Here is an 18,748-nt window from a genome sequence, read left to right as displayed (position 1 = left end):
GGTCTTACTTCTCCTCGGTACGGGTGTGGGTGACGGCGGGCTCGTTGCCGCCCAGGAGCAGGTACAGGACGGCCATGCGGATGGAGACACCGTTGGCGACCTGCTCGACGACGGTGCAGCGCTCGGAGTCGGCGACCTCGGCGGTGATCTCCATGCCGCGGACCATCGGGCCGGGGTGCATCACGATGGCGTGCTCCGGCATTCTCGCCATGCGGTCGCCGTCGAGCCCGTAGCGACGCGAGTACTCGCGCTCGGTCGGGAAGAACGCCGCGTTCATCCGCTCGCGCTGCACGCGCAGCATCATCACGGCGTCGGACTTGGAGAGGGTGCTGTCGAGGTCGTAGGAGATCTCGCAGGGCCAGTTCTCGACGCCGACCGGCACCAGGGTGGGCGGCGCGACGAGGGTGACCTCGGCGCCGAGGGTGTGCAGCAGGTCGACGTTGGAGCGGGCGACGCGGCTGTGCAGGACGTCGCCGACGATCGTGATGCGCTTGCCGGACAGGTCCTGGCCGAGCCCGGCGTCCCGGCCGACGAGCCGGCGGCGCATGGTGAAGGCGTCGAGCAGGGCCTGCGTGGGGTGCTGGTGGGTGCCGTCGCCCGCGTTGATGACGGCGGCGTCGATCCAGCCGGAGGTGGCGAGCCGGTAGGGGGCTCCGGAGGCGCCGTGCCGGATGACGACGGCGTCGACGCCCATCGCCTCCAGGGTCTGGGCGGTGTCCTTGAGGGACTCGCCCTTGGAGACGCTCGACCCCTTGGCGGTGAAGTTGATGACGTCCGCGGAGAGGCGCTTCTCGGCGGCCTCGAAGGAGATCCGGGTGCGGGTCGAGTCCTCGAAGAAGAGGTTGACGACGGTGCGGCCGCGCAGGGTCGGCAGCTTCTTGATCGGCCGGTCGGCGACCCGGGCCATCTCCTCGGCGGTGTCGAGGATCAGGACGGCGTCGTCGCGGGTGAGGTCGGCGGCCGAGATGAGATGACGCTGCATCTGTCAGGCTCCGTAAGGAAGTTCAGTCAGGATTCGGGCATGCGGGTGCGCCGGGGCGCACGTCACGGCGTGGGCCGGAGTGCTACCGGGGCTCGCCCGGGGAGGTCCGCTTGGCACCGAGCAGCACGGTGTCGCGACCGTCCTCCTCGGCGAGCTGGACCTTGACCGCCTCCCGCAACGACGTGGGGAGGTTCTTGCCGACGTAGTCGGCGCGGATGGGCAGTTCGCGGTGGCCGCGGTCGACGAGGACGGCGAGCTGCACGGCGCGCGGGCGCCCGATGTCGTTCAGCGCGTCGAGCGCGGCGCGAATGGTGCGGCCGGAGAAGAGCACGTCGTCGACGAGGACGACGAGGCGGCCGTCGATGCCGTCACCGGGGATCTCGGTGCGGGCCAGCGCGCGCGGCGGGTGCATGCGCAGGTCGTCGCGGTACATCGTGATGTCGAGGGATCCGACCGGGATCTTGCGGTCGGTGATCTCTTCGAGCTTGTCGGCCAGTCTGCGGGCCAGGAAGACACCCCGGGTCGGGATGCCGAGGAGCACCACGTCGTCGGCGCCCTTGGCGCGTTCGACGATCTCGTGGGCGATGCGGGTCAGGACCCGCGCGATGTCGGGCGCCTCCAGAACGGGCCGCGCATCGGCTTCGTCGTGCTGCTTGTCGTGCTGGGTGTCCATGGGAAACGGACCTCCTTCTCCGCCTCACGGGACGGATCATTAAAGGACGTCGGATTTGCGCCATCTACGGTACCAGCCCGGCAACGCGGCTGATCACATCGGTTTGAGCCACCCCCGGTGACACCCGCACCGGAGCGGTCGAAAATCCTTCGGCTTGACGGGGGAGAGTAACGCTGCGTAACCTCACAGTGAGTCACCAGCCGCGCGGCGGAGCCGCACGTTGATACAGCGTCCGGGGAGCTATATGTCCAGCGAATACGCCAAACAGCTCGGGGCCAAGCTCCGCGCCATCCGCACCCAGCAGGGCCTTTCCCTCCACGGCGTGGAGGAGAAGTCGCAGGGCCGCTGGAAGGCGGTCGTGGTCGGTTCGTACGAGCGCGGCGACCGCGCCGTCACCGTACAGCGTCTTGCCGAGCTGGCGGACTTCTACGGGGTTCCGGTGCAGGAACTGCTGCCGGGCACCACTCCGGGCGGGGCCGCCGAGCCGCCGCCGAAGCTGGTCCTCGACCTCGAGCGGCTCGCCCACGTGCCGGCCGAGAAGGCGGGCCCGCTGCAGCGCTACGCCGCGACGATCCAGTCGCAGCGCGGCGACTACAACGGCAAGGTGCTGTCGATCCGCCAGGACGACCTGCGCACCCTCGCAGTGATCTACGACCAGTCCCCCTCGGTCCTGACCGAGCAGCTCATCAGCTGGGGCGTCCTGGACGCGGACGCGCGCCGCGCGGTCGCCCACGACGAGGGCTGAATCCCTTAGGGCAGCTCAGCAGAAACGTGCCGCCGGGGGTGGCCGGAACTCGATGGTTCCGGCCACCCCCGGCGGCTTTCCGCGGGCCTGAGGAGTCCGCTGCGCGGGCGCTCAGGCGTGTCCGCGGCCTCGTGGACACGGATACGCCGGAGGGCCCGCAGCGCGGTCGCTGCGGGCCCTCCGGCGTGTTCCGTACGTCCCCTCGGGGGACGTACCGGCTACGGCGGCTGTCGCTGCCGGTCAGTCCTCGTCGCGGCGGAGCGACGGCTTCAGGTCCTTGAGCCGGCCCAGCAGGCCGTTCACGAACGAGGGCGACTCGTCCGTGGAGAACTCCTTGGCGAGCTGCACCGCCTCGTCGAGCACCACGGCGTCCGGGGTCTCGTCGACCCAGATCAGCTCGTAGGCACCGAGGCGCAGGATGTTGCGGTCGACGACCGGCATCCTGTCCAGCGTCCAGCCCACGGCGTACTGCGCGATGAGCTCGTCGATCCGCCGCGCCTTGCCGGCGTAGCCCTCGACCAGTTCCATCGTGTATTCGCTGACCGGCGGCTGCCGGGTGTCGGACCGGGAGTGCCGGATCCAGTCCGCGAGGACCGTCAGGACGTCCACACCGCGCTGGTCGCCCTCGAAGAGGATCTGGAAGGCGCGCTTGCGGGCCGTGTTGCGGGCAGCCACGGTTAGCTGTTCACCCGGCCGAGGTAGTCGCTGGTGCGGGTGTCGACCTTGATCTTCTCACCGGTGGTGATGAAGAGCGGGACCTGGATCTGGTGACCGGTCTCCAGGGTGGCGGGCTTGGTGCCACCGGTGGAGCGGTCGCCCTGGACGCCCGGCTCGGTCTCCTGGACGACCAGCTCGACGGCGGCCGGCAGCTCGACGAAGAGCACCTCGCCCTCGTGCTGGGCGACGGTGGCGGTGAAGCCCTCGATCAGGAAGTTGGCGGCGTCGGCGACGGCCTTGCGGTCGACCATGAGCTGGTCGTAGGTCTCCATGTCCATGAAGACGAAGTACTCGCCGTCCATGTACGAGAACTGCATGTCGCGCTTGTCGATCGTGGCCGTCTCGACCTTGACGCCGGCGTTGAACGTCTTGTCGACGACCTTGCCGGAGAGCACGTTCTTCAGCTTGGTGCGCACGAAGGCCGGGCCCTTGCCGGGCTTGACGTGCTGGAACTCGACGACGGACCAGAGCTGGCCTCCGTCGAGCTTGAGCACCAGGCCGTTCTTGAGGTCGTTCGTGGAAGCCACGGTTGCGGAATCTCCTGGACTGACGTGGACGACCCCGGCGCACGCGCGTGGCCCGGAGGCTAGAGCGCGAGCAGTTCCTTGGTCGTGATGGTGAGTAGCTCGGGTCCGCCGTCCGCCTCAGGGCGTACGACGAGCGTGTCATCGATCCTGACACCGCCCCGGCCCGGGAGGTGGACCCCCGGTTCGACGGTGACCGGCACGCAAGCGTCCAGTTTACCCATGGCCGCGGGGGCAAGCTGCGGGTCCTCGTCGATTTCGAGCCCGACACCGTGCCCCGTCAGGGGCGGAAGCCCTTCGGTATGGCCTCCGGAGTCCAGTACCTGGCGGGCCGCGCGGTCCACGTCCCGGTAGGCGGCGCCGGGTGCCAGCGCCTCCCGGCCGGCGCGCTGGGCGGCGAAGACGAGGTCGTAGAGGTCGATCTGCCAGTCGGCGGGCGAGGTGCCGATCACGAACGTACGACCGATCTCACAGCGGTAGCCGCGGTAGGTGGCGCCGAGACAGACGGAGAGGAAGTCGCCCTCCTCGACACGCCGGTCGCTGGGCCGGTGGCCGCGGCGCCCCGAGTTCGGGCCGGTGCCGACCGAGGTCGCGAAGGCGGGCCCGTCGGCACCGTGGTCGACGAGCCGGCGCTCCAGTTCCAGGGCGAGATGGCGTTCCGTGCGGCCCACGAGAATGGATTCGAGGAGTTCACCGAGCGCCTGGTCGGCGATCTCCGCGCCGATCCGCAGGGCGGAGATCTCCTCCTCGTCCTTGATCACGCGGAGCTGTTCCACCGCGCCGCCGAGATCGGCCAGGAGCAGCCGCGGCGCGACCGAGCCGAGGGCGCGGTGCCGGGTCACGGTCAGGTGGTGTTCCTCGACCGCGAGCGACTCGGCGCCCTGATCGGCCGCCAGCCCGGCGGCGGCCACGGCCGGATCGCCTCCGGCGCGGGGCAGCACCCGGATCTCCAGCGCCTCGTCGGGGCGCCCTTCCATGGCCTCGCCGGACGGCGGGCCTGCGCACAGCAGCATGTCCTCGTCGCTGCCGAGCAGCAGCACCGCGCCGAGCGGCGCGGCGCCGGCGAGATACCTCACGTTGGCGGGACGGGTGACGAGCGCCGCGGCGCTGCCGCTCGCCGTACAGCGCTCCCGGAGCCGCTCTCTGCGGGTCGCGTACACCTCTGGCATGAACCGAGCCTACGAGCGGTGGCCGGATGTCGCCGGTTCAGAGGGCCGGACGGGTAGCCCGGCACCCGGACGGACGACTGTGACCGCCGGGCGGCGAGAGCGGGCGGTCCTCTCCGCACCAACCGCCAACGGCGAGGCGGGACGGTCCTTTCCACACCAACCGCCGAGCGGCGAGAGCGGGCCGGTCCTTTCCGCACCAACCGCCGCGCGTCGGCCCCGTACGGCACCGACGACGGCCGAACCGTTTCCCCTGCGCCGCGAGGCGAACCCTGTCGGCTCCGCACCGGCCGCGCACCGGCCCCGTACGGCACCGACGACGGCCGAACCGTTTCCTCTGTGCAGCGAGGCGGACCCCGTCAGCACCGACGCGCGCCGAACCCTTTCACCACTGCGGCGGGCTGGCGATCGAGCGGGCCAGGACGTCGTCCAGGACGCGGGCCGTGGCCGCCACGTCGAGCTGGGAGTTGTCGATGATCGGGAGCCCCGAGCCGTACCAGCCCGCCATGCGGCCGTGGATGCGCGCGACCTCCTCGTCGCTGAGCCTGCGGTTGCCCGAGCGCTCCGCGTTGCGCTCCAGGACCACTTCCAGGCCCGGCAGGAGCACGACCGGCAGCAGACCGGGACCCACGTGCCGCTTCCAGCCGCCGAGGCCGACGACCGGCCGGTCCGGGAAGACGGCGTCGTCCAGGATGCACGAGATGCCGTTGGCCAGGAAGTTGCGGGCGGCGAAGCCGCAGGTGCGGCGGGCGAGGCGGTACTGCGCCTCGGAATGGTCGTTCCACCCCGACTGGGGGTCGGCGAAGCCCGAGCGCACCCATTCGCGTACGTCGTCGAGGCTGATGTGGGCCGTCGGCACCCGGCGGTGGTCCGCCCAGTACTTGGCGACGCTGGTCTTCCCGGCGCCCGCGGGGCCGATGAGCAGGACCGCGAGCGTGGTCGCCGACGGGTCGGGCGCGCCCGCCGCGGGCGGCGGGCTCGGCATGGTGACCGAGACGCCCGGAGGCAGCTGCACATGGCCGGTGGTGTCCGGCGTGGGCGGCGCCTGCGGGTGCGGCGGCGGCTGCGCCGACGGGTGCTGCGGGGGCATCTGATGCGGTGGCAGGTGATGCTGCGGCGCCTGGGCGGGCGGGGCGCCGGGCGGCACCGGCGCTCCGGCGAAGCCCGGAGCGGGCGCCGGGCCCTGCTGCCCCGGGTACTGTCCGGCCGGCGCCCATCCGGCGGCCGGCCCTTGCCCCGGCTGGTGGGGCGGCGGCAGCGGAGCCCCCACTGCGTGCTGCATCCGGTGCCACTCCGTCTCGTACAGGCGATGTGCGCGTAGCGACGGGACCCGGTCCCGTCGCTACCGAACGGTACCTTCCCCGGCCGTCGTTGTGTGAACGGCCGGGGACCGTGCGAAGTGCCCGGTGAGGAGAGACAGAACGGGCTGAGCAGGTGCCCTTCGGGCCATACGGCCCCGGCGGGCGCCGTTCGTTACTCGCCGACCTCGCCGTACGCGGCGAGCAGGACGGCCGGATCCGGGCCCTCCAGGACCGTCGGCTTGGCCAGTCCGTCGAGGACGATGAAGCGCAGCAGGTCGCCCCGGGACTTCTTGTCGACCTTCATGTTCTCCACGAGCTTCGGCCACTGGTCGTAGCGGTAGCTCAGCGGGAGACCGACGGCCTCCAGGATCGTGCGGTGCCGGTCGGCGGTCGCGTCGTCCAGCCGGCCCGCGAGACGGCCGAGTTCGGCGGCGAAGTGCATGCCGACGGAGACGGCGGCGCCGTGCCGCCACTTGTAGCGCTCGTTCTTCTCGATGGCGTGGGCCAGCGTGTGACCGTAGTTGAGGATCTCGCGCAGCCCCGACTCCTTGAGGTCACCGGAGACGACCTCGGCCTTGACCCTGATGGAACGCTCGATCAGCTCGGCGGTGTGCGGTCCGGCGGGCGTGCGGGCCGCCTCGGGGTCCGACTCGATGAGTTCGAGGATCACCGGGTCGGCGATGAAACCGGCCTTGATGATCTCCGCGAGCCCGGAGACGTAGTCGTTGACCGGCAGCGAGTCGAGCGCGGCGAGGTCGCACAGCACGCCGGCGGGCGGGTGGAAGGCGCCGACGAGGTTCTTGCCCTCGGCGGTGTTGATGCCGGTCTTGCCGCCGACCGCCGCGTCCACCATGGCGAGCACGGTGGTGGGGACGGCGATCCAGCGGACCCCGCGCAGCCAGGTGGCGGCCACGAAACCGGCGAGGTCGGTGGTGGCGCCGCCGCCGACGCCGACGATGACGTCGGTGCGGGTGAAGCCGGACTGGCCGAGCGCCTTCCAGCAGTAGGCGGCGACCTCGGCGGTCTTGGCCTCCTCGGCGTTCGGCACCTGGATGGCGACGGCCTCGAAGCCCTGCTCCGCCAGGTCGGCGCGCAGTGCCTCACCGGTGTCGGCGAGCGCCTCGGGGTGGATCACGGCGACCCGCTTGGCCTTGTCGCCGATCAACCCGCCGAGTTCACCGAGGAGCTGACGGCCGATCAGGACCTCGTAGGGGTCGGTGCCCGCGGTCCCGCCGACCTGGACACGGGTCACTGCCTCGCTCATGCTTCCTTCAACTCCAGTGCGTCGAGGACCGCCTGGGCGACCTCATCGGGGGTGCGGCCGTCGGTCGCCACGACCGCGCGGGCGACTTCGGCGTACAGGTGGCGGCGTGCCTCCATCAGCTCGCGCCACTGCTTGCGGGGGTTGACGGCGAGCAGCGGCCGGGCGGCGTTCAGGCCGGTGCGCTGCACGGCCTCCTCGACGTCCATGGAGAGGTAGACGACCTGGTGGCCGGCGAGCAGCGCGCGGGTGTCGGCGTCGAGGACGGAACCGCCGCCCAGGGCCAGCACACCGTCGTGCTCGGCGAGTGCCGCCCGCACCGCCCGCTTCTCGATCGCGCGGAAGACGGGTTCGCCCTCGTCGACGAAGATGTCCGCGACGGTGCGGCCCTCGGCGGCCACGATGTCGTCGTCCGTGTCCCGGTAGGCGCAGCCGAGGCGCTGGGCGACGAGCGCGCCCACCGTGGACTTCCCGACCCCCATCGGCCCGACCAGGACCAGCCGTGGGGCGGTCACCGGATGGCCAGGTTCTCGAGGTACGACCGGACGTTCCGGCGGGTCTCGGTGACGGAGTCGCCGCCGAACTTCTCGGCGACCGCGTCCGCGAGGACGAGGGCGACCATGGCCTCGGCGACGATGCCGGCGGCAGGCACGGCGGAGACGTCGGAGCGCTGGTGGTGGGCCTTGGCGGCCTCGCCGGTGGCGACGTCGACGGTGGCCAGCGCGCGCGGCACGGTGGCGATCGGCTTCATCGCGGCACGGACGCGCAGCAGCTCGCCGGTGGTCAGACCGCCCTCGGTGCCGCCGGCGCGGCCCGACGTCCGCCTGATGCCCTCGGGCGTGCCGACGATCTCGTCGTGGGCCTGGGAGCCGGGCACCCGGGCCAGCTCGAAGCCGTCGCCGATCTCGACGCCCTTGATCGCCTGGATGCCCATCAGGGCGCCGGCGAGACGGGCGTCCAGCTTGCGGTCCCAGTGCACGTGCGAGCCGAGGCCCACGGGAACGCCGTACGCGAGCACCTCGACGACACCGCCGAGGGTGTCACCGTCCTTGTGGGCCTGGTCGACCTCGGCCACCATCGCCTTCGAGGCGTCGGCGTCGAGGCAGCGCAGCGGGTCGGCGTCGAGGCGGTCGACGTCGGCGGGGGTGGGGTACACGCCCTTCGGAGCCTTGACGGAGCAGAGTTCCACGACGTGGGAGACGATCTCGATCCCCGCCGTCTCCTTCAGGTACGAACGGGCGACGGCGCCGAGTGCGACGCGGGCCGCGGTCTCGCGGGCGGAGGCGCGCTCCAGGATCGGCCGGGCCTCGTCGAAGCCGTACTTCTGCATGCCGGCGAGGTCGGCGTGGCCGGGCCGCGGACGGGTCAGCGGGGCGTTGCGGGCGAGACCGTCGAGGATCTCCTGGCTCACCGGGTCGGCCGCCATGACCTGGTCCCACTTGGGCCATTCGGTGTTGCCGACCATGATCGCGACCGGGGAGCCGAGGCTGAGGCCGTGCCGGACGCCGCCGAGGAAGGTGACCTCGTCACGCTCGAACTTCATCCGGGCACCGCGTCCATAGCCCAGGCGCCGCCGGGCGAGGTGGTCCGCCACCAGCTCCGTGGTGATCGGCACGCCGGCGGGAAGGCCCTCCAGCGTCGCGACAAGTGCGGGTCCGTGGGACTCCCCCGCGGTCAGCCAGCGCAACCTGCTCAACGGTGCTCCTCATCCTCGCGCCCTGGTACTGCTGCTGCGTACACGTGTGCTCGCGTACGGCGACGGCGCGACCGGGTGCGCGGCCCTGGCCCGCCGGGTCCGATCCTTTCACGTCCGGGGGAGGAAACCGGCCGCAGGTCCATCAGACGGGACAGACGGACGCGGACGACGGGTTCAGCGGGCCCCGTCCTGCCCCTGCCCCGGCGCGTAGCTGCCGAGGAAGTCGGCGCCGCTCCGCCCGGCGGGGGCCGGGGCGGGGGCCGGGGCGGGGGCCGGGGTCTGCGCGGGCTCGTCGGGCCGGCTCTGCGGGGCGTAGGCGCCCAGGTAGTCCGCTCCGCGGCCCTGACCGTACTGCGCCGCGGCGTGCACGGGAACACCCGCCCGCACGGCACGCCAGTACCGGATCTTGCGTATGAGCTTCAGGGTCCACGAGCCGAGGACGGCGGCCACGATCAGCACGAGCACCGCGATCTGCACCCAGTCGGGCATGAACTTCAGGACGAGCTCGAAGATCTCACCCTTGCCGGACGCCAGTGGCACCCCGGTGGACACGCTGGTCATGTACCTGACTCCCCCAACCCCGTGCTCCGCCCCGTGCGGAACTCAGCGGATCTTACGGGAAGCGAGCGCATGTTCCCCCGCTTTTCTCATGGCACCGACGGGGGCCGGGTGCCGCCCGGTCATCTGCTCCACCTGGAGCACCGCCTGGTGCACGAGCAGGTCGAGTCCGCCGACCACGGCTCCGCCGTACGCGGACCAGCGCGCCGCGAGGTCGGTCGGCCAGGGGTCGTACAGCACGTCGAAGAGGGTCGTGGGCCGGCCCGGGACGGCGGCGGCCAGCGCGTCCGTGGTCCCGGCCGGAGTCGTGGCGATCACCAGCGGCGCGTGCAGCGCCTGTCCGGCGTCGGCCCAGTCCTCGGTGCGCACCTCGATGCCCAGGCGCTCGCCCCACTGCCGCATCTCGGCGGCCCGCTCCCGGCTCCGGACGTACGCGACGACCTCACCCGTGCAGATCCGCGCGAGGGCGGCCAGCGCGGAGGAGGCGGTGGCGCCGGCGCCGAGGACGGCGGCCGAGTCGACCTGCTCGATCCCCCGCTCGCGCAGGGCGGCGACCATCCCGGGGATGTCGGTGTTGTCGCCGACGCGGCGCCCGTCCTCGGTGAACACGACGGTGTTGACCGCCTCGACGGAGGCGGCCGTCTCGCTGATCTCGTCGAGCAGCGGCATGACGGCCCGCTTGAGCGGCATCGTCAGCGACAGCCCGGCCCACTCCGGTCCGAGGCCCCCGACGAAGGCGGCCAGCGACTCCTCGTCGACCTCGAAGCGGTCGTACGTCCACGCGCCGAGGCCCAGTTCCCGGTACGCGGCGCGGTGCAGCACCGGCGAGAGGGAGTGCGCGATCGGTGAACCGAGCACGGCCGCCCGGCGTGCGTCAGTTGCCCGAGCTGGCATTGAACTTGTCCTTCAGTTTCTCGAACTGGGCCAGCGTCTTGGCGAATTCCGTGTTGTTCTGACCGTCGGTCGCCACGAAATACATCCAGCCGTCCTTCGTGGGGTTGAACACCGCCCGGAAGGCGTCGTCGCCCGGATTGCCGATCGGACCGGGCGGCAGACCCCGGTGGTAATACGTGTTGTACGGGTCCGGATTGCTGTTGATCTCGGACTCGCCGATATTGATCTCGCTCTGGCCCTTCAGGTAATTGAAGGTCGAGTCGAACTGCAGCTTCTGATTGGTCTCGGTGTTGGTGCTCTTCAGGCGGTTGTAGACGACCTCGGCCATCTTGCGGTAGTCGTCGTGCGTCTTGCCCTCGGCCTGGACCAGGCTCGCGACCGTGACCACCTGAAGGGGGTTGTCGAGCTTGAGCGTCTTCGCCTTCGCCACCAGACCCAACGCCGTGTACTTCTTGTTGGCCTGCGCGACCATGCTCTTCAGCACCGCCTCGGGCTTCATGCCCTTGGCGGCGGGATACGTGAGCGGGTAGAGGAACCCCTCCAAGGGGTCCTTTATGTCCTTGTTGGTGTTCGCCCAGCTCGGCAGCCCGAGGGTCTTGTACTTCTTCTTCGCGACGGCACTCGTCGTGCCCTTGGCGAGCCCGAGCTTCGTGTCGATGGCTTTGTACACCTGGGAATTGCGCGCACCGGGCGGCACGGTCACATTGTTCTGGCTCTTGGGGTCGAGCATCAGCTCGACAGCGCTCTTGGCCGACATCTCCTTGCGCAGGATGTAGGCGCCGGCCTGAATCGACTTGCCCTTGGGATTCTCCGCCTGGGCGGACACGAACGCGTCCACGCTCTTGACGACACCGGCGGCCTTGAGTTTCTGGCCGATGACGTAACCGCCCTCGCCCTTCCCGATCTCGACGGAGACCTGTCCCGAGCCCTCGCCCGAGAAGTCCGGGGGTGCGCCGAAACGATTCTGGTAATAGTCGTAGCCGAAATAGCCGGCTCCGGCGAGACCGCCGCCGAAGACCATGACGACCACCAGGCACGCGCAGCCGCTGCGGCGCTTCTTGCCCTTGCCGCCGCGCTCCTTGCCGCCGCCCCGCTGCTCCTTGCGGTCTCCGCGGCCCCGGCGCTTCTTGGGGTCGTCGTCCTCGTCGAAGTCGTCGTCATCGTCGTCACCGGCGAAGAAGGCGTGCTCGCCCTGGTCCGGTCCCGGGTCCCAGTCCGGCTCGGGTTCGGGCTCGGCACGGCGCCGGGCCGGCGGCTCGGGCGGCGGATAGGCGTCGGGCGTGGTGTAGGAGTCCGGCTGCTCGGCCGCGTACTGGCCCGCGTAGGGGTCGGAGGGGTCGGCCGCGTACGGCACCTGCCGCTGCGCGCCCGTACCGCTGTCGGCGTACTGCTGCTGCCCCTGACCGGGGTACTGCGCGCCCTGGCCGTCGTACTGCTGGTGCCCCTGCCCCGGGTACTGCTGCTGCCCCTGACCGGGGTACTGCCCGCCCTGACCGTCGTACTGCTGCTGCCCCTGGTACTGCTGCTGGCCCTGCCCCGGGTACTGCTGCTGACCGGGGTACTGCTGCGGGCCCTGGAACTGCTGGCCCTGGTACTGCTGCTGGCCGGGGTACTGCCCGTGCTGGCCCTGTGCCGGGTACTGCTGCTGGCCCTGGTACTGCTGACCCTGGCCCCAGTCGCCCTGCTGCTGCGGATAGTGCTGCTGCTGGCCGCCGTCGTAGGCGGACTGGCCGTCGGCGGCCTGCCCGCCCCATCCGCCGTCCCCGTACAACGGGTCCTCCGGATGCCACGGTTCGGAGCCAGGGCCCCGGCCATACTCAGTCATCGATCCCCTACGAGCCGCGAGCCGGCAGCGGCCGGCTCGTCTGGCCCGGCTCCCGTCCGCCTCTTACTGTGCGACGGCTGTTCGAACACCACCGCATCGGGCGGAACGTTACCGTATCGCGATCACATGACCACTTCGACGCCCTCGCCGGGCGACTTGCCTGACACCCGTTCGGATTCCAGGGCCTGCTGAAGGATCACGACGGCTGCCGCCTGGTCGATCACCGACCGGCCCTTCTTCGACTTCACGCCCGAGGCGCGCAAGCCCTGACTGGCCGTGACCGTCGTCATCCTCTCATCCACGAGCCGAACCGGAACAGGAGCAATCCCTTCCGCGAGCTCCTGGGCGAAGGCGCGGACCTTGGCCGCGGCAGGGCCCTCGCCCCCCTTGAGGGAGCGAGGGAGCCCGACGACGACCTCGATCGGCTCGTACTCCTCGACGAGCTGCCGCAGCCGGCGGTGGGCGGCCGGGACGTCACGTCCCGGGACCGTCTCCACCGGCGTCGCGAGGATCCCGTCGGGGTCGCACGAGGCGACCCCGATCCGGGCGTCCCCGACGTCGATCGCGAGCCGACGTCCTCTGCGCATGTCCGCGAGCCCTTACTTCGCCGTCTCGGCGACGAGGCGCCGGACCGCGTCGATGGCCTCGCCGACGGCGGCGGCGTTCTGGCCGCCGCCCTGGGCGACGTCCGGCTTGCCGCCGCCGCCGCCCCCGAGGGTCTTGGCGGCGCCGCGGACCAGCTCGCCGGCCTTCAGGCCGCGCTCGCGGGCGGCTTCGTTGGTGGCGATGACCGTCAGGGGCTTGCCGCCGACGACGGTGAACAGGGCCACGACGGCGGCCCGTCCGCCCTGGATGCGGCCGCGCACGTCGAGGACCAGCTTGCGCAGGTCGTCGGCGCCCGTGCCGTCCGGGACCTGACCGGTCACCAGGGCCACGCCGTTCACGTCCTGGGCGGACTCGACGAGACCAGCGGCGGCCTGGAGGACCTTCTCCGCGCGGAACCTCTCGATCTCCTTCTCGGCGTCCTTCAGCTTGCCGAGCATGGCGGAGACCTTCTCCGGAAGCTCCTCCGGACGGCCCTTCACCAGCTCCTGGAGCTGGGCGACGACCGTGTGCTCACGGGCCAGGAAGTTGTACGCGTCGACGCCGACCAGGGCCTCGATGCGCCGCACGCCGGAGCCGATGGACGACTCGCCGAGCAGCTTCACCAGGCCGAGCTGGGCGGTGTTGTGCACGTGCGTGCCGCCGCACAGCTCCTTGGAGAAGTCGCCGATGGTCACGACGCGGACGCGCTCGCCGTACTTCTCGCCGAACTCGGCGATGGCGCCCTGCTTCTTGGCCTCGTCGATGCTCATGACCTCGGCCTGGACGTCCAGGTCGCGGGCCAGCACCTCGTTGATCTGCTGCTCGACGTCCGTCATCACGGCCGTCGGGACGGCGGACGGGGAGCCGAAGTCGAAGCGGAAGCGGCCGGGCTGGTTCTCGGAACCGGCCTGGGCGGCCGTCGGGCCGAGGGCGTCGCGCAGCGCCTGGTGGGTCAGGTGCGTGGCCGAGTGGGCGCGGGCGATGGCCTTGCGACGGCGGACGTCGATGGTGGCCTGGGCCTTGGCGCCGACGGTGGCCTCGCCGACCTGGACGACGCCCTTGTGGACGTACACGCCGGGGACGGGCTTCTGGCAGTCGCGGATCTCGATGATCGCGCCGGAGTCGACCCGGATGCGGCCGGTGTCACCGATCTGGCCGCCGCCCTCGGCGTAGAAGGGGGTGCGGTCGAGGACGATCTCGACCTCGTCGCCCTCGGTGGCGGCCGGGGAGGAGACGCCGTCCACGAGGATGCCGACGATCGTCGACTCGGCCTCGGTGCCGTCGTAGCCGACGAAGTCGGTCTCTCCGGCGGCGTCGGCGATCTGCCGGTAGGCGCCGAGATCGGCGTGGCCGGACTTCTTGGCGCGGGCGTCGGCCTTGGCCTTGTCCCGCTGTTCCTTCATCAGACGGCGGAAGCCGTCCTCGTCCACCGACAGGCCCTGTTCGGCGGCCATTTCGAGGGTGAGGTCGATCGGGAAGCCCCACGTGTCGTGGAGGAGGAAGGCCTTGTCGCCGGCGAGGACCGTGCCGCCGGACTCCTTGGTGTCGGTGATGGCCGTGTCGAGGATGTTCGTGCCGGCCTTCAGCGTCTTGAGGAAGGCGGCCTCCTCGGCGAGGGCCACGGTCTCGATCCGCTGGCGGTCGGTGACCAGGTCCGGGTACTGCTGGCCCATCATGCCGATCACGACGTCGATGAGGTCCTTGACGACCGGTCCGGTGGCGCCGAGCAGGCGCATGTTGCGGATGGCGCGGCGCATGATGCGGCGCAGCACGTAGCCACGGCCCTCGTTGCCGGGGCTCACACCGTCGCCGATGAGCATGACGGAGGTGCGCATGTGGTCGGTGACCACACGCAGCGACACGTCCGAGGCGTGGGCGGCGCCGTACTCGACACCCGTCAGCTCGGTGGCCTTCTTGATGACGGCCATGGAGGTGTCGATCTCGTACATGTTCTGCACGCCCTGCAGAATCATGGCGAGGCGCTCGAGACCGAGGCCGGTGTCGATGTTCTTGCTGGGCAGCTCGCCGAGGATCTCGAAGTCGTCCTTCGAGATGCCCTCGCCGCGCTCGTACTGCATGAAGACCAGGTTCCAGATCTCCACGTAGCGCTCGTCGTTGACGGCCGGGCCGCCCTCGACGCCGAACTCGGGGCCACGGTCGTAGTTGATCTCGGAACACGGACCGCAGGGGCCCGGGACACCCATGGACCAGTAGTTGTCCTTCTTGCCCAGACGCTGGATGCGCTCGGCCGGGACACCGATCTTGTCGCGCCAGATGGTCTCGGCCTCGTCGTCGTCGAGGTAGACCGTGATCCACAGGCGCTCGGGGTCGAGGCCGTAACCGCCCTTGTCCTGGGGCGAGGTGAGCAGCTCCCAGGCGTAGGTGATGGCCCCTTCCTTGAAGTAGTCGCCGAAGGAGAAGTTGCCGCACATCTGGAAGAACGTGCCGTGGCGCGTGGTCTTGCCGACCTCTTCGATGTCGGGCGTGCGCACGCACTTCTGCACGCTGGTGGCGCGGGCCCAGGGGGCCTTGACCTCACCGAGGAAGTACGGCTTGAAGGGGACCATGCCGGCGGGGACCAGGAGCAGAGTCGGGTCGTCCGCGATGAGCGACGCCGAAGGGACGACGGTGTGACCGCGCTCCTCGTAGAAGCTCAACCAGCGGCGGCGGATTTCAGCCGACTCCATCAGTGGTCCTCATTCCGGTTGTACGTGTACGTCGTGTTGTCGATGTACTTGATCTGCTTGTTGCTGCCGGACCGCTCGCCGCCGCCGATCGCGGCGATACGGCGCTGGGGCGGCAGTTCGGGATCCGGGTCCGCGTTCAGACCGAGCACCTCGCCGAGTTCGGCCTCTCGCTGGGCCATCCCGTCGCGGACGTCGAGCGCGAACTCCTTGAGGCGGTTGCCCGCGTCGATCGCCTTGTTCGCGGCCTGCGCCGCGAGGCTCTCGGGGGTGAGCTGCCTGAGCTTGCGGTTGACCTTGGTGGTGGCCCATACACCCGCGGCTGCGCCCGCGGTGAACCAGAACGTACGGCGGAACATCGCTGCGTCAGTCCTTCTTCCGCTTTCCCCGCCGCGTGGACGGGACGGTGCGGCCCACGATCACGGTACGCCGGGACGCTTTGTCGGGCACATTGTCTCGACGGCCTCCGATGGCCCGGCGCACGCCGTACCCGAACGCCGCGACCTTGACCAGCGGGCCGCCGAACGTGGAGGCGACGGTCGTCGACAGCGCCGAGGCGTTGGACGTGACCTCCTGGACGTCGGACGCGATGGCGTCGACCCGGTCGATCTGCGTCTGCGCGGAGCGCACCGCCGCCGAGGCGTCCGCAAGGAGCGGGACGGCCTGGTCGGTCACGTCCGCCACGAGCTTGGTGGTCGCCCTGAGCGTCTGGGCCAGCCTCACCAGCGCGACGGCGAGGAAGGAGACCAGGATCGCCCAGAAGACGGCCACCAGGATCCCGGCCACCTCACCACCGGACACTGTGCACCCGCTCCCTGACTGTGTGCCTGAACATCGAAAAGTCGTCACCCGAGCCTATCGCGCCGGGGCCGGGGCTCCGTACCGCATTTATCCGCTCCGGAGTGTGGAGTTGCGGGAACCGATTGTACGGAGCGCTAACGGGTCAGTACGCTCCGTATCTCATGCAGCGTTCTCACCCCGCCCGACACTCCGGTCCTGCCGCACCCGGCAATCTGCCACTGGAACTCGACGCGTTCGTGGGGCGTTCCGCCGAGCTCGCGCGGCTGGCCGAGGCGCTGGACGCGGTCCGCCTGGTCACCGTGACCGGCATGGGAGGCGTCGGCAAGACCCGCCTCGCCACGCACGCGGCGGCGGGGACGGAGCCGTGCGACGGGGTGTGGCACGTGGACCTGTCCGCGGTGCACGACCCGGCACTCGTCGAGTACGCCGTGGCCGAGGCCCTCGGCCTGACGGACCACACGGCGAAGCCGCCGCGCCGGGTGCTGCTCGACCACGTCGCCGGGCACCGTCTCCTGCTCGTCCTGGACGGCTTCGAGCACCTGGTCGACGAGAGCGCCTCGCTCGTGGGCGAGTTGCTGCGGCGGGCGCCGGGACTGCGGGTGCTGGCCGTGGGCCGCAGGCCGCTGGGCATCGCGGGCGAGCGGGTGTTCCCGCTGGCTCCGCTGGCCGAGACGGAGGCGGTGGAGCTGTTCGCGGACCGGGCGGCGGCCCGGGTGCCCGGCTTCGCGCTGGACGAGGGCAACGGCGCCGACGTCCGGGAGCTGTGCCGGCGGCTGGACGGGATCCCGCTGGCGCTGGAACTGGCGGCGGGACGCGTCGGCGCCCTCTCCCCCGCGCAGTTGCTCGCCCGGCTGGAGGACCGGTTCCGGCTGCTGACCGGCGGGGTGCGCGACGCGCCGCCGCGGCACCAGACCCTGCGGACGGCGATCGGCTGGAGTCACGAGCTGTGCACACCGGAAGAGCGGCTGCTGTGGGCACGCCTCTCGGTGTTCGCCGGGCAGTTCGACCTGGAAGCCGCGGAGTACGTGTGCAGCGGGGACGGACTGCACGCCGACGACGTCCTGGACGTGCTCGGCGAACTGCTCGCCCAGTCGGTGCTCTCGCGCGAGGAGACGGCGGCCGGCGTGCGCTACCGGATGCTGGACACGGTCCGGGCCTACGGCGCGCACTGGCTGACGGCCACGGGCGACGCCGAGCGGCTGCGCAGACGCCACCGCGACTGGTACATGGGACTGGTCACCTGGTGCGAGCTGGACTGGTTCTCGCCGCGGCAGGCCGAGGTGGCGGTGCGCGTCGAGACGGAGCTGCCGAACCTGCGGTGCGCGCTGGAGTATTCGCTCGGCGAACCCGACGACGCGCATCTGGGCCAGTATCTGGCCGGCGCCCTGTGGTTCTACTGGGTCGGCTGCGGCCGGCTCTCCGAGGGCCGGCACTGGCTGGAGCGCAGTGTCGAACTCGACGGCGACCGTGACCAGTCACGGCTGAAGGCCCTGTGGGTGCTCGGCTATGTGGCGGTCCTCCAGGGGGACTCGGTGCCCGCGCTGTCCGCGCTCCAGGAGTGCCGCGACGAGGCGGAGCGCTGCGAGAACGCCGTCGCGGTCGCGTACGCCGAGCATCGCACCGGCTGCCTGGCCCTGGTCACGGACGACATGGCGCGCGCCGAGAAGCTGCTGCGCTCGGCGCTGGACCGCTATCACGAGATCGGCGAGCTCAACAGCAACGTACTGATGGGCCAGATCGAACTGGCGATGGCGCTCGCCTTCCAGGGCGACATGCCGGGCGCGGTGAGGCTGTGCGAGGACGTCCGCGGCGTCTGCGAGGACCACGGGGAGCGCTGGGCGCTGGCGTACGCGCTGTACGTCCTCGCCTACCAGGCCCAGGCCGAGGGCGATCAGACGCGGGCGCGCGGACTGCTGGAGCAGGGCCTCGGTATCGCGCACGGCTTCCACGATCTGCTCGGCGCCGTGCTCGCGGTGGAGCTGCTCGCGCTGGTGACGGTGGTGGAGGGCGATCCGGCCGAGGCCGCGGTGCTCCAGGGCGCGGCGTCGCGGATGTGGCCGTCGGTGGGCCTGCCGCTGTTCGGCTCGGCGTACTACAACGCGCCGCACGAGCGCTGTGCGGCCCTTTCCCGGCAGGAGCTGGGCGACGAGCGGTACGAGGAGTGCGTACGGGCCGGTGCGCTGCTCGGGCAGGACGCGGCGGTCGCCCGGGCGCTGGGCGGTGCCGGGGTGCCGCAGCTCGGGGCGGTGCCCTCGCCGCGCAGGCTGCCCCCGGACGTGCGAAAGCCCGCCGTCTCGCCCACCTCGAAGGGCGGGGAGACGACGGGCTGACGCCGA

General features: G+C 71.2%; 18 protein-coding genes. 2 read left to right on the top strand and 16 right to left on the bottom strand.

Going from position 1 to position 18,748, the window contains the following annotated elements:
* Positions 1-4: 4 nt before the first annotated feature.
* Positions 5-982, bottom strand: a complete 978-nt coding sequence (locus tag ACFYYF_RS22205) for an aspartate carbamoyltransferase catalytic subunit (RefSeq protein WP_382795698.1) — start codon at positions 980-982, stop codon at positions 5-7.
* 82 nt (positions 983-1,064) lie between these two features.
* A complete protein-coding gene (gene pyrR / locus ACFYYF_RS22200) occupies positions 1,065-1,655 on the bottom strand; it encodes a bifunctional pyr operon transcriptional regulator/uracil phosphoribosyltransferase PyrR (protein ID WP_361693821.1) in 591 nt (196 codons plus the stop codon).
* Between the two features lie 244 nt (positions 1,656-1,899).
* Here pyrR and bldD point away from each other — a divergent pair, with 244 nt between their 5' ends.
* Positions 1,900-2,400 carry a transcriptional regulator BldD gene (gene bldD, locus ACFYYF_RS22195; protein ID WP_037621142.1) on the top strand — a complete coding sequence of 167 codons (501 nt, stop codon included), beginning with the start codon at positions 1,900-1,902 and terminating at the stop codon, positions 2,398-2,400.
* 240 nt (positions 2,401-2,640) lie between these two features.
* On the opposite strand, the gene nusB is transcribed toward bldD, so the two are convergent.
* The 14 genes from nusB to ACFYYF_RS22125 form a co-directional block, all read right to left on the bottom strand.
* A complete protein-coding gene (gene nusB / locus ACFYYF_RS22190; protein WP_361679097.1) occupies positions 2,641-3,075 on the bottom strand; it encodes a transcription antitermination factor NusB in 435 nt (144 codons plus the stop codon).
* Positions 3,076-3,077: 2 nt separating this feature from the next.
* Positions 3,078-3,644, bottom strand: coding sequence for an elongation factor P (efp, locus tag ACFYYF_RS22185; protein WP_351862521.1), 567 nt, complete (start codon positions 3,642-3,644; stop codon positions 3,078-3,080).
* 59 nt (positions 3,645-3,703) lie between these two features.
* Positions 3,704-4,810, bottom strand: coding sequence for an aminopeptidase P family protein (locus tag ACFYYF_RS22180; RefSeq protein WP_361679100.1), 1,107 nt, complete (start codon positions 4,808-4,810; stop codon positions 3,704-3,706).
* Between the two features lie 382 nt (positions 4,811-5,192).
* Positions 5,193-6,089 carry a Pro-rich N-terminal domain-containing protein gene (locus ACFYYF_RS22175; RefSeq protein WP_388778205.1) on the bottom strand — a complete coding sequence of 299 codons (897 nt, stop codon included), beginning with the start codon at positions 6,087-6,089 and terminating at the stop codon, positions 5,193-5,195.
* 191 nt (positions 6,090-6,280) lie between these two features.
* Positions 6,281-7,372, bottom strand: a complete 1,092-nt coding sequence (gene aroB, locus ACFYYF_RS22170; protein WP_361679106.1) for a 3-dehydroquinate synthase — start codon at positions 7,370-7,372, stop codon at positions 6,281-6,283.
* On the bottom strand, positions 7,369-7,851 hold the full coding sequence (locus tag ACFYYF_RS22165; protein ID WP_388778435.1) for a shikimate kinase: 483 nt from the start codon (positions 7,849-7,851) through the stop codon (positions 7,369-7,371). The genes aroB and ACFYYF_RS22165 overlap by 4 nt, the downstream gene beginning before the upstream one ends.
* A 29-nt stretch (positions 7,852-7,880) precedes the next feature.
* Complete coding sequence (gene aroC / locus ACFYYF_RS22160) at positions 7,881-9,065, bottom strand: chorismate synthase (RefSeq protein ID WP_388778202.1); 1,185 nt, start codon at positions 9,063-9,065, stop codon at positions 7,881-7,883.
* 174 nt (positions 9,066-9,239) lie between these two features.
* Positions 9,240-9,626, bottom strand: coding sequence for a hypothetical protein (locus ACFYYF_RS22155; protein WP_388778199.1), 387 nt, complete (start codon positions 9,624-9,626; stop codon positions 9,240-9,242).
* 42 nt (positions 9,627-9,668) lie between these two features.
* Positions 9,669-10,517, bottom strand: coding sequence for a shikimate dehydrogenase (locus tag ACFYYF_RS22150; protein WP_388778196.1), 849 nt, complete (start codon positions 10,515-10,517; stop codon positions 9,669-9,671).
* The gene (gene mltG, locus ACFYYF_RS22145) at positions 10,498-12,342 is read right to left on the bottom strand and encodes an endolytic transglycosylase MltG (RefSeq protein WP_388778193.1); all 1,845 of its coding nucleotides are present in this window, start codon (positions 12,340-12,342) and stop codon (positions 10,498-10,500) included. Before mltG ends, ACFYYF_RS22150 begins: the two co-directional genes overlap by 20 nt.
* Positions 12,343-12,464: 122 nt before the next feature.
* Positions 12,465-12,929 carry a Holliday junction resolvase RuvX gene (gene ruvX / locus ACFYYF_RS22140; protein WP_365486198.1) on the bottom strand — a complete coding sequence of 155 codons (465 nt, stop codon included), beginning with the start codon at positions 12,927-12,929 and terminating at the stop codon, positions 12,465-12,467.
* A 12-nt stretch (positions 12,930-12,941) separates the two neighbouring features.
* Positions 12,942-15,614 carry an alanine--tRNA ligase gene (gene alaS / locus ACFYYF_RS22135; RefSeq protein WP_388778189.1) on the bottom strand — a complete coding sequence of 891 codons (2,673 nt, stop codon included), beginning with the start codon at positions 15,612-15,614 and terminating at the stop codon, positions 12,942-12,944.
* Positions 15,614-15,970, bottom strand: a complete 357-nt coding sequence (locus ACFYYF_RS22130) for a DUF6167 family protein (RefSeq protein ID WP_388778187.1) — start codon at positions 15,968-15,970, stop codon at positions 15,614-15,616. The genes alaS and ACFYYF_RS22130 overlap by 1 nt, the downstream gene beginning before the upstream one ends.
* 7 nt (positions 15,971-15,977) lie before the next feature.
* A complete protein-coding gene (locus tag ACFYYF_RS22125) occupies positions 15,978-16,412 on the bottom strand; it encodes a DUF948 domain-containing protein (protein WP_361679130.1) in 435 nt (144 codons plus the stop codon).
* Between the two features lie 161 nt (positions 16,413-16,573).
* On the opposite strand from ACFYYF_RS22125, the gene ACFYYF_RS22120 reads away from it, so the two are divergent.
* The gene (locus ACFYYF_RS22120; protein ID WP_388778185.1) at positions 16,574-18,742 is read left to right on the top strand and encodes an ATP-binding protein; all 2,169 of its coding nucleotides are present in this window, start codon (positions 16,574-16,576) and stop codon (positions 18,740-18,742) included.
* Positions 18,743-18,748: the final 6 nt, after the last annotated feature.

Source organism: Streptomyces sp. NPDC001914, from assembly GCF_042891215.1.
Taxonomy (GTDB): Bacteria; Actinomycetota; Actinomycetes; order Streptomycetales; family Streptomycetaceae; genus Streptomyces.
Note: the sequence above shows the minus strand (reverse complement) of the source record. Positions and strands in the feature narration are given on the sequence as shown.

What these genes read in the sequence shown, in the direction of transcription:
- ruvX (WP_365486198.1), bottom strand. Translation starts at nt 12,929, where the DNA reads ATGCGCAGAGGACGTCGGCTCGCGATCGACGTCGGGGACGCCCGGATC.
- ACFYYF_RS22150 (WP_388778196.1), bottom strand. Translation starts at nt 10,517, where the DNA reads ATGCCAGCTCGGGCAACTGACGCACGCCGGGCGGCCGTGCTCGGTTCA.
- mltG (WP_388778193.1), bottom strand. Translation starts at nt 12,342, where the DNA reads ATGACTGAGTATGGCCGGGGCCCTGGCTCCGAACCGTGGCATCCGGAG.
- aroB (WP_361679106.1), bottom strand. Translation starts at nt 7,372, where the DNA reads ATGAGCGAGGCAGTGACCCGTGTCCAGGTCGGCGGGACCGCGGGCACC.
- pyrR (WP_361693821.1), bottom strand. Translation starts at nt 1,655, where the DNA reads ATGGACACCCAGCACGACAAGCAGCACGACGAAGCCGATGCGCGGCCC.
- ACFYYF_RS22175 (WP_388778205.1), bottom strand. Translation starts at nt 6,089, where the DNA reads ATGCAGCACGCAGTGGGGGCTCCGCTGCCGCCGCCCCACCAGCCGGGG.
- ACFYYF_RS22165 (WP_388778435.1), bottom strand. Translation starts at nt 7,851, where the DNA reads ATGGGGGTCGGGAAGTCCACGGTGGGCGCGCTCGTCGCCCAGCGCCTC.
- ACFYYF_RS22120 (WP_388778185.1), top strand. Translation starts at nt 16,574, where the DNA reads ATGCAGCGTTCTCACCCCGCCCGACACTCCGGTCCTGCCGCACCCGGC.
- ACFYYF_RS22180 (WP_361679100.1), bottom strand. Translation starts at nt 4,810, where the DNA reads ATGCCAGAGGTGTACGCGACCCGCAGAGAGCGGCTCCGGGAGCGCTGT.
- ACFYYF_RS22155 (WP_388778199.1), bottom strand. Translation starts at nt 9,626, where the DNA reads ATGACCAGCGTGTCCACCGGGGTGCCACTGGCGTCCGGCAAGGGTGAG.
- ACFYYF_RS22130 (WP_388778187.1), bottom strand. Translation starts at nt 15,970, where the DNA reads ATGTTCCGCCGTACGTTCTGGTTCACCGCGGGCGCAGCCGCGGGTGTA.
- ACFYYF_RS22205 (WP_382795698.1), bottom strand. Translation starts at nt 982, where the DNA reads ATGCAGCGTCATCTCATCTCGGCCGCCGACCTCACCCGCGACGACGCC.
- bldD (WP_037621142.1), top strand. Translation starts at nt 1,900, where the DNA reads ATGTCCAGCGAATACGCCAAACAGCTCGGGGCCAAGCTCCGCGCCATC.
- alaS (WP_388778189.1), bottom strand. Translation starts at nt 15,614, where the DNA reads ATGGAGTCGGCTGAAATCCGCCGCCGCTGGTTGAGCTTCTACGAGGAG.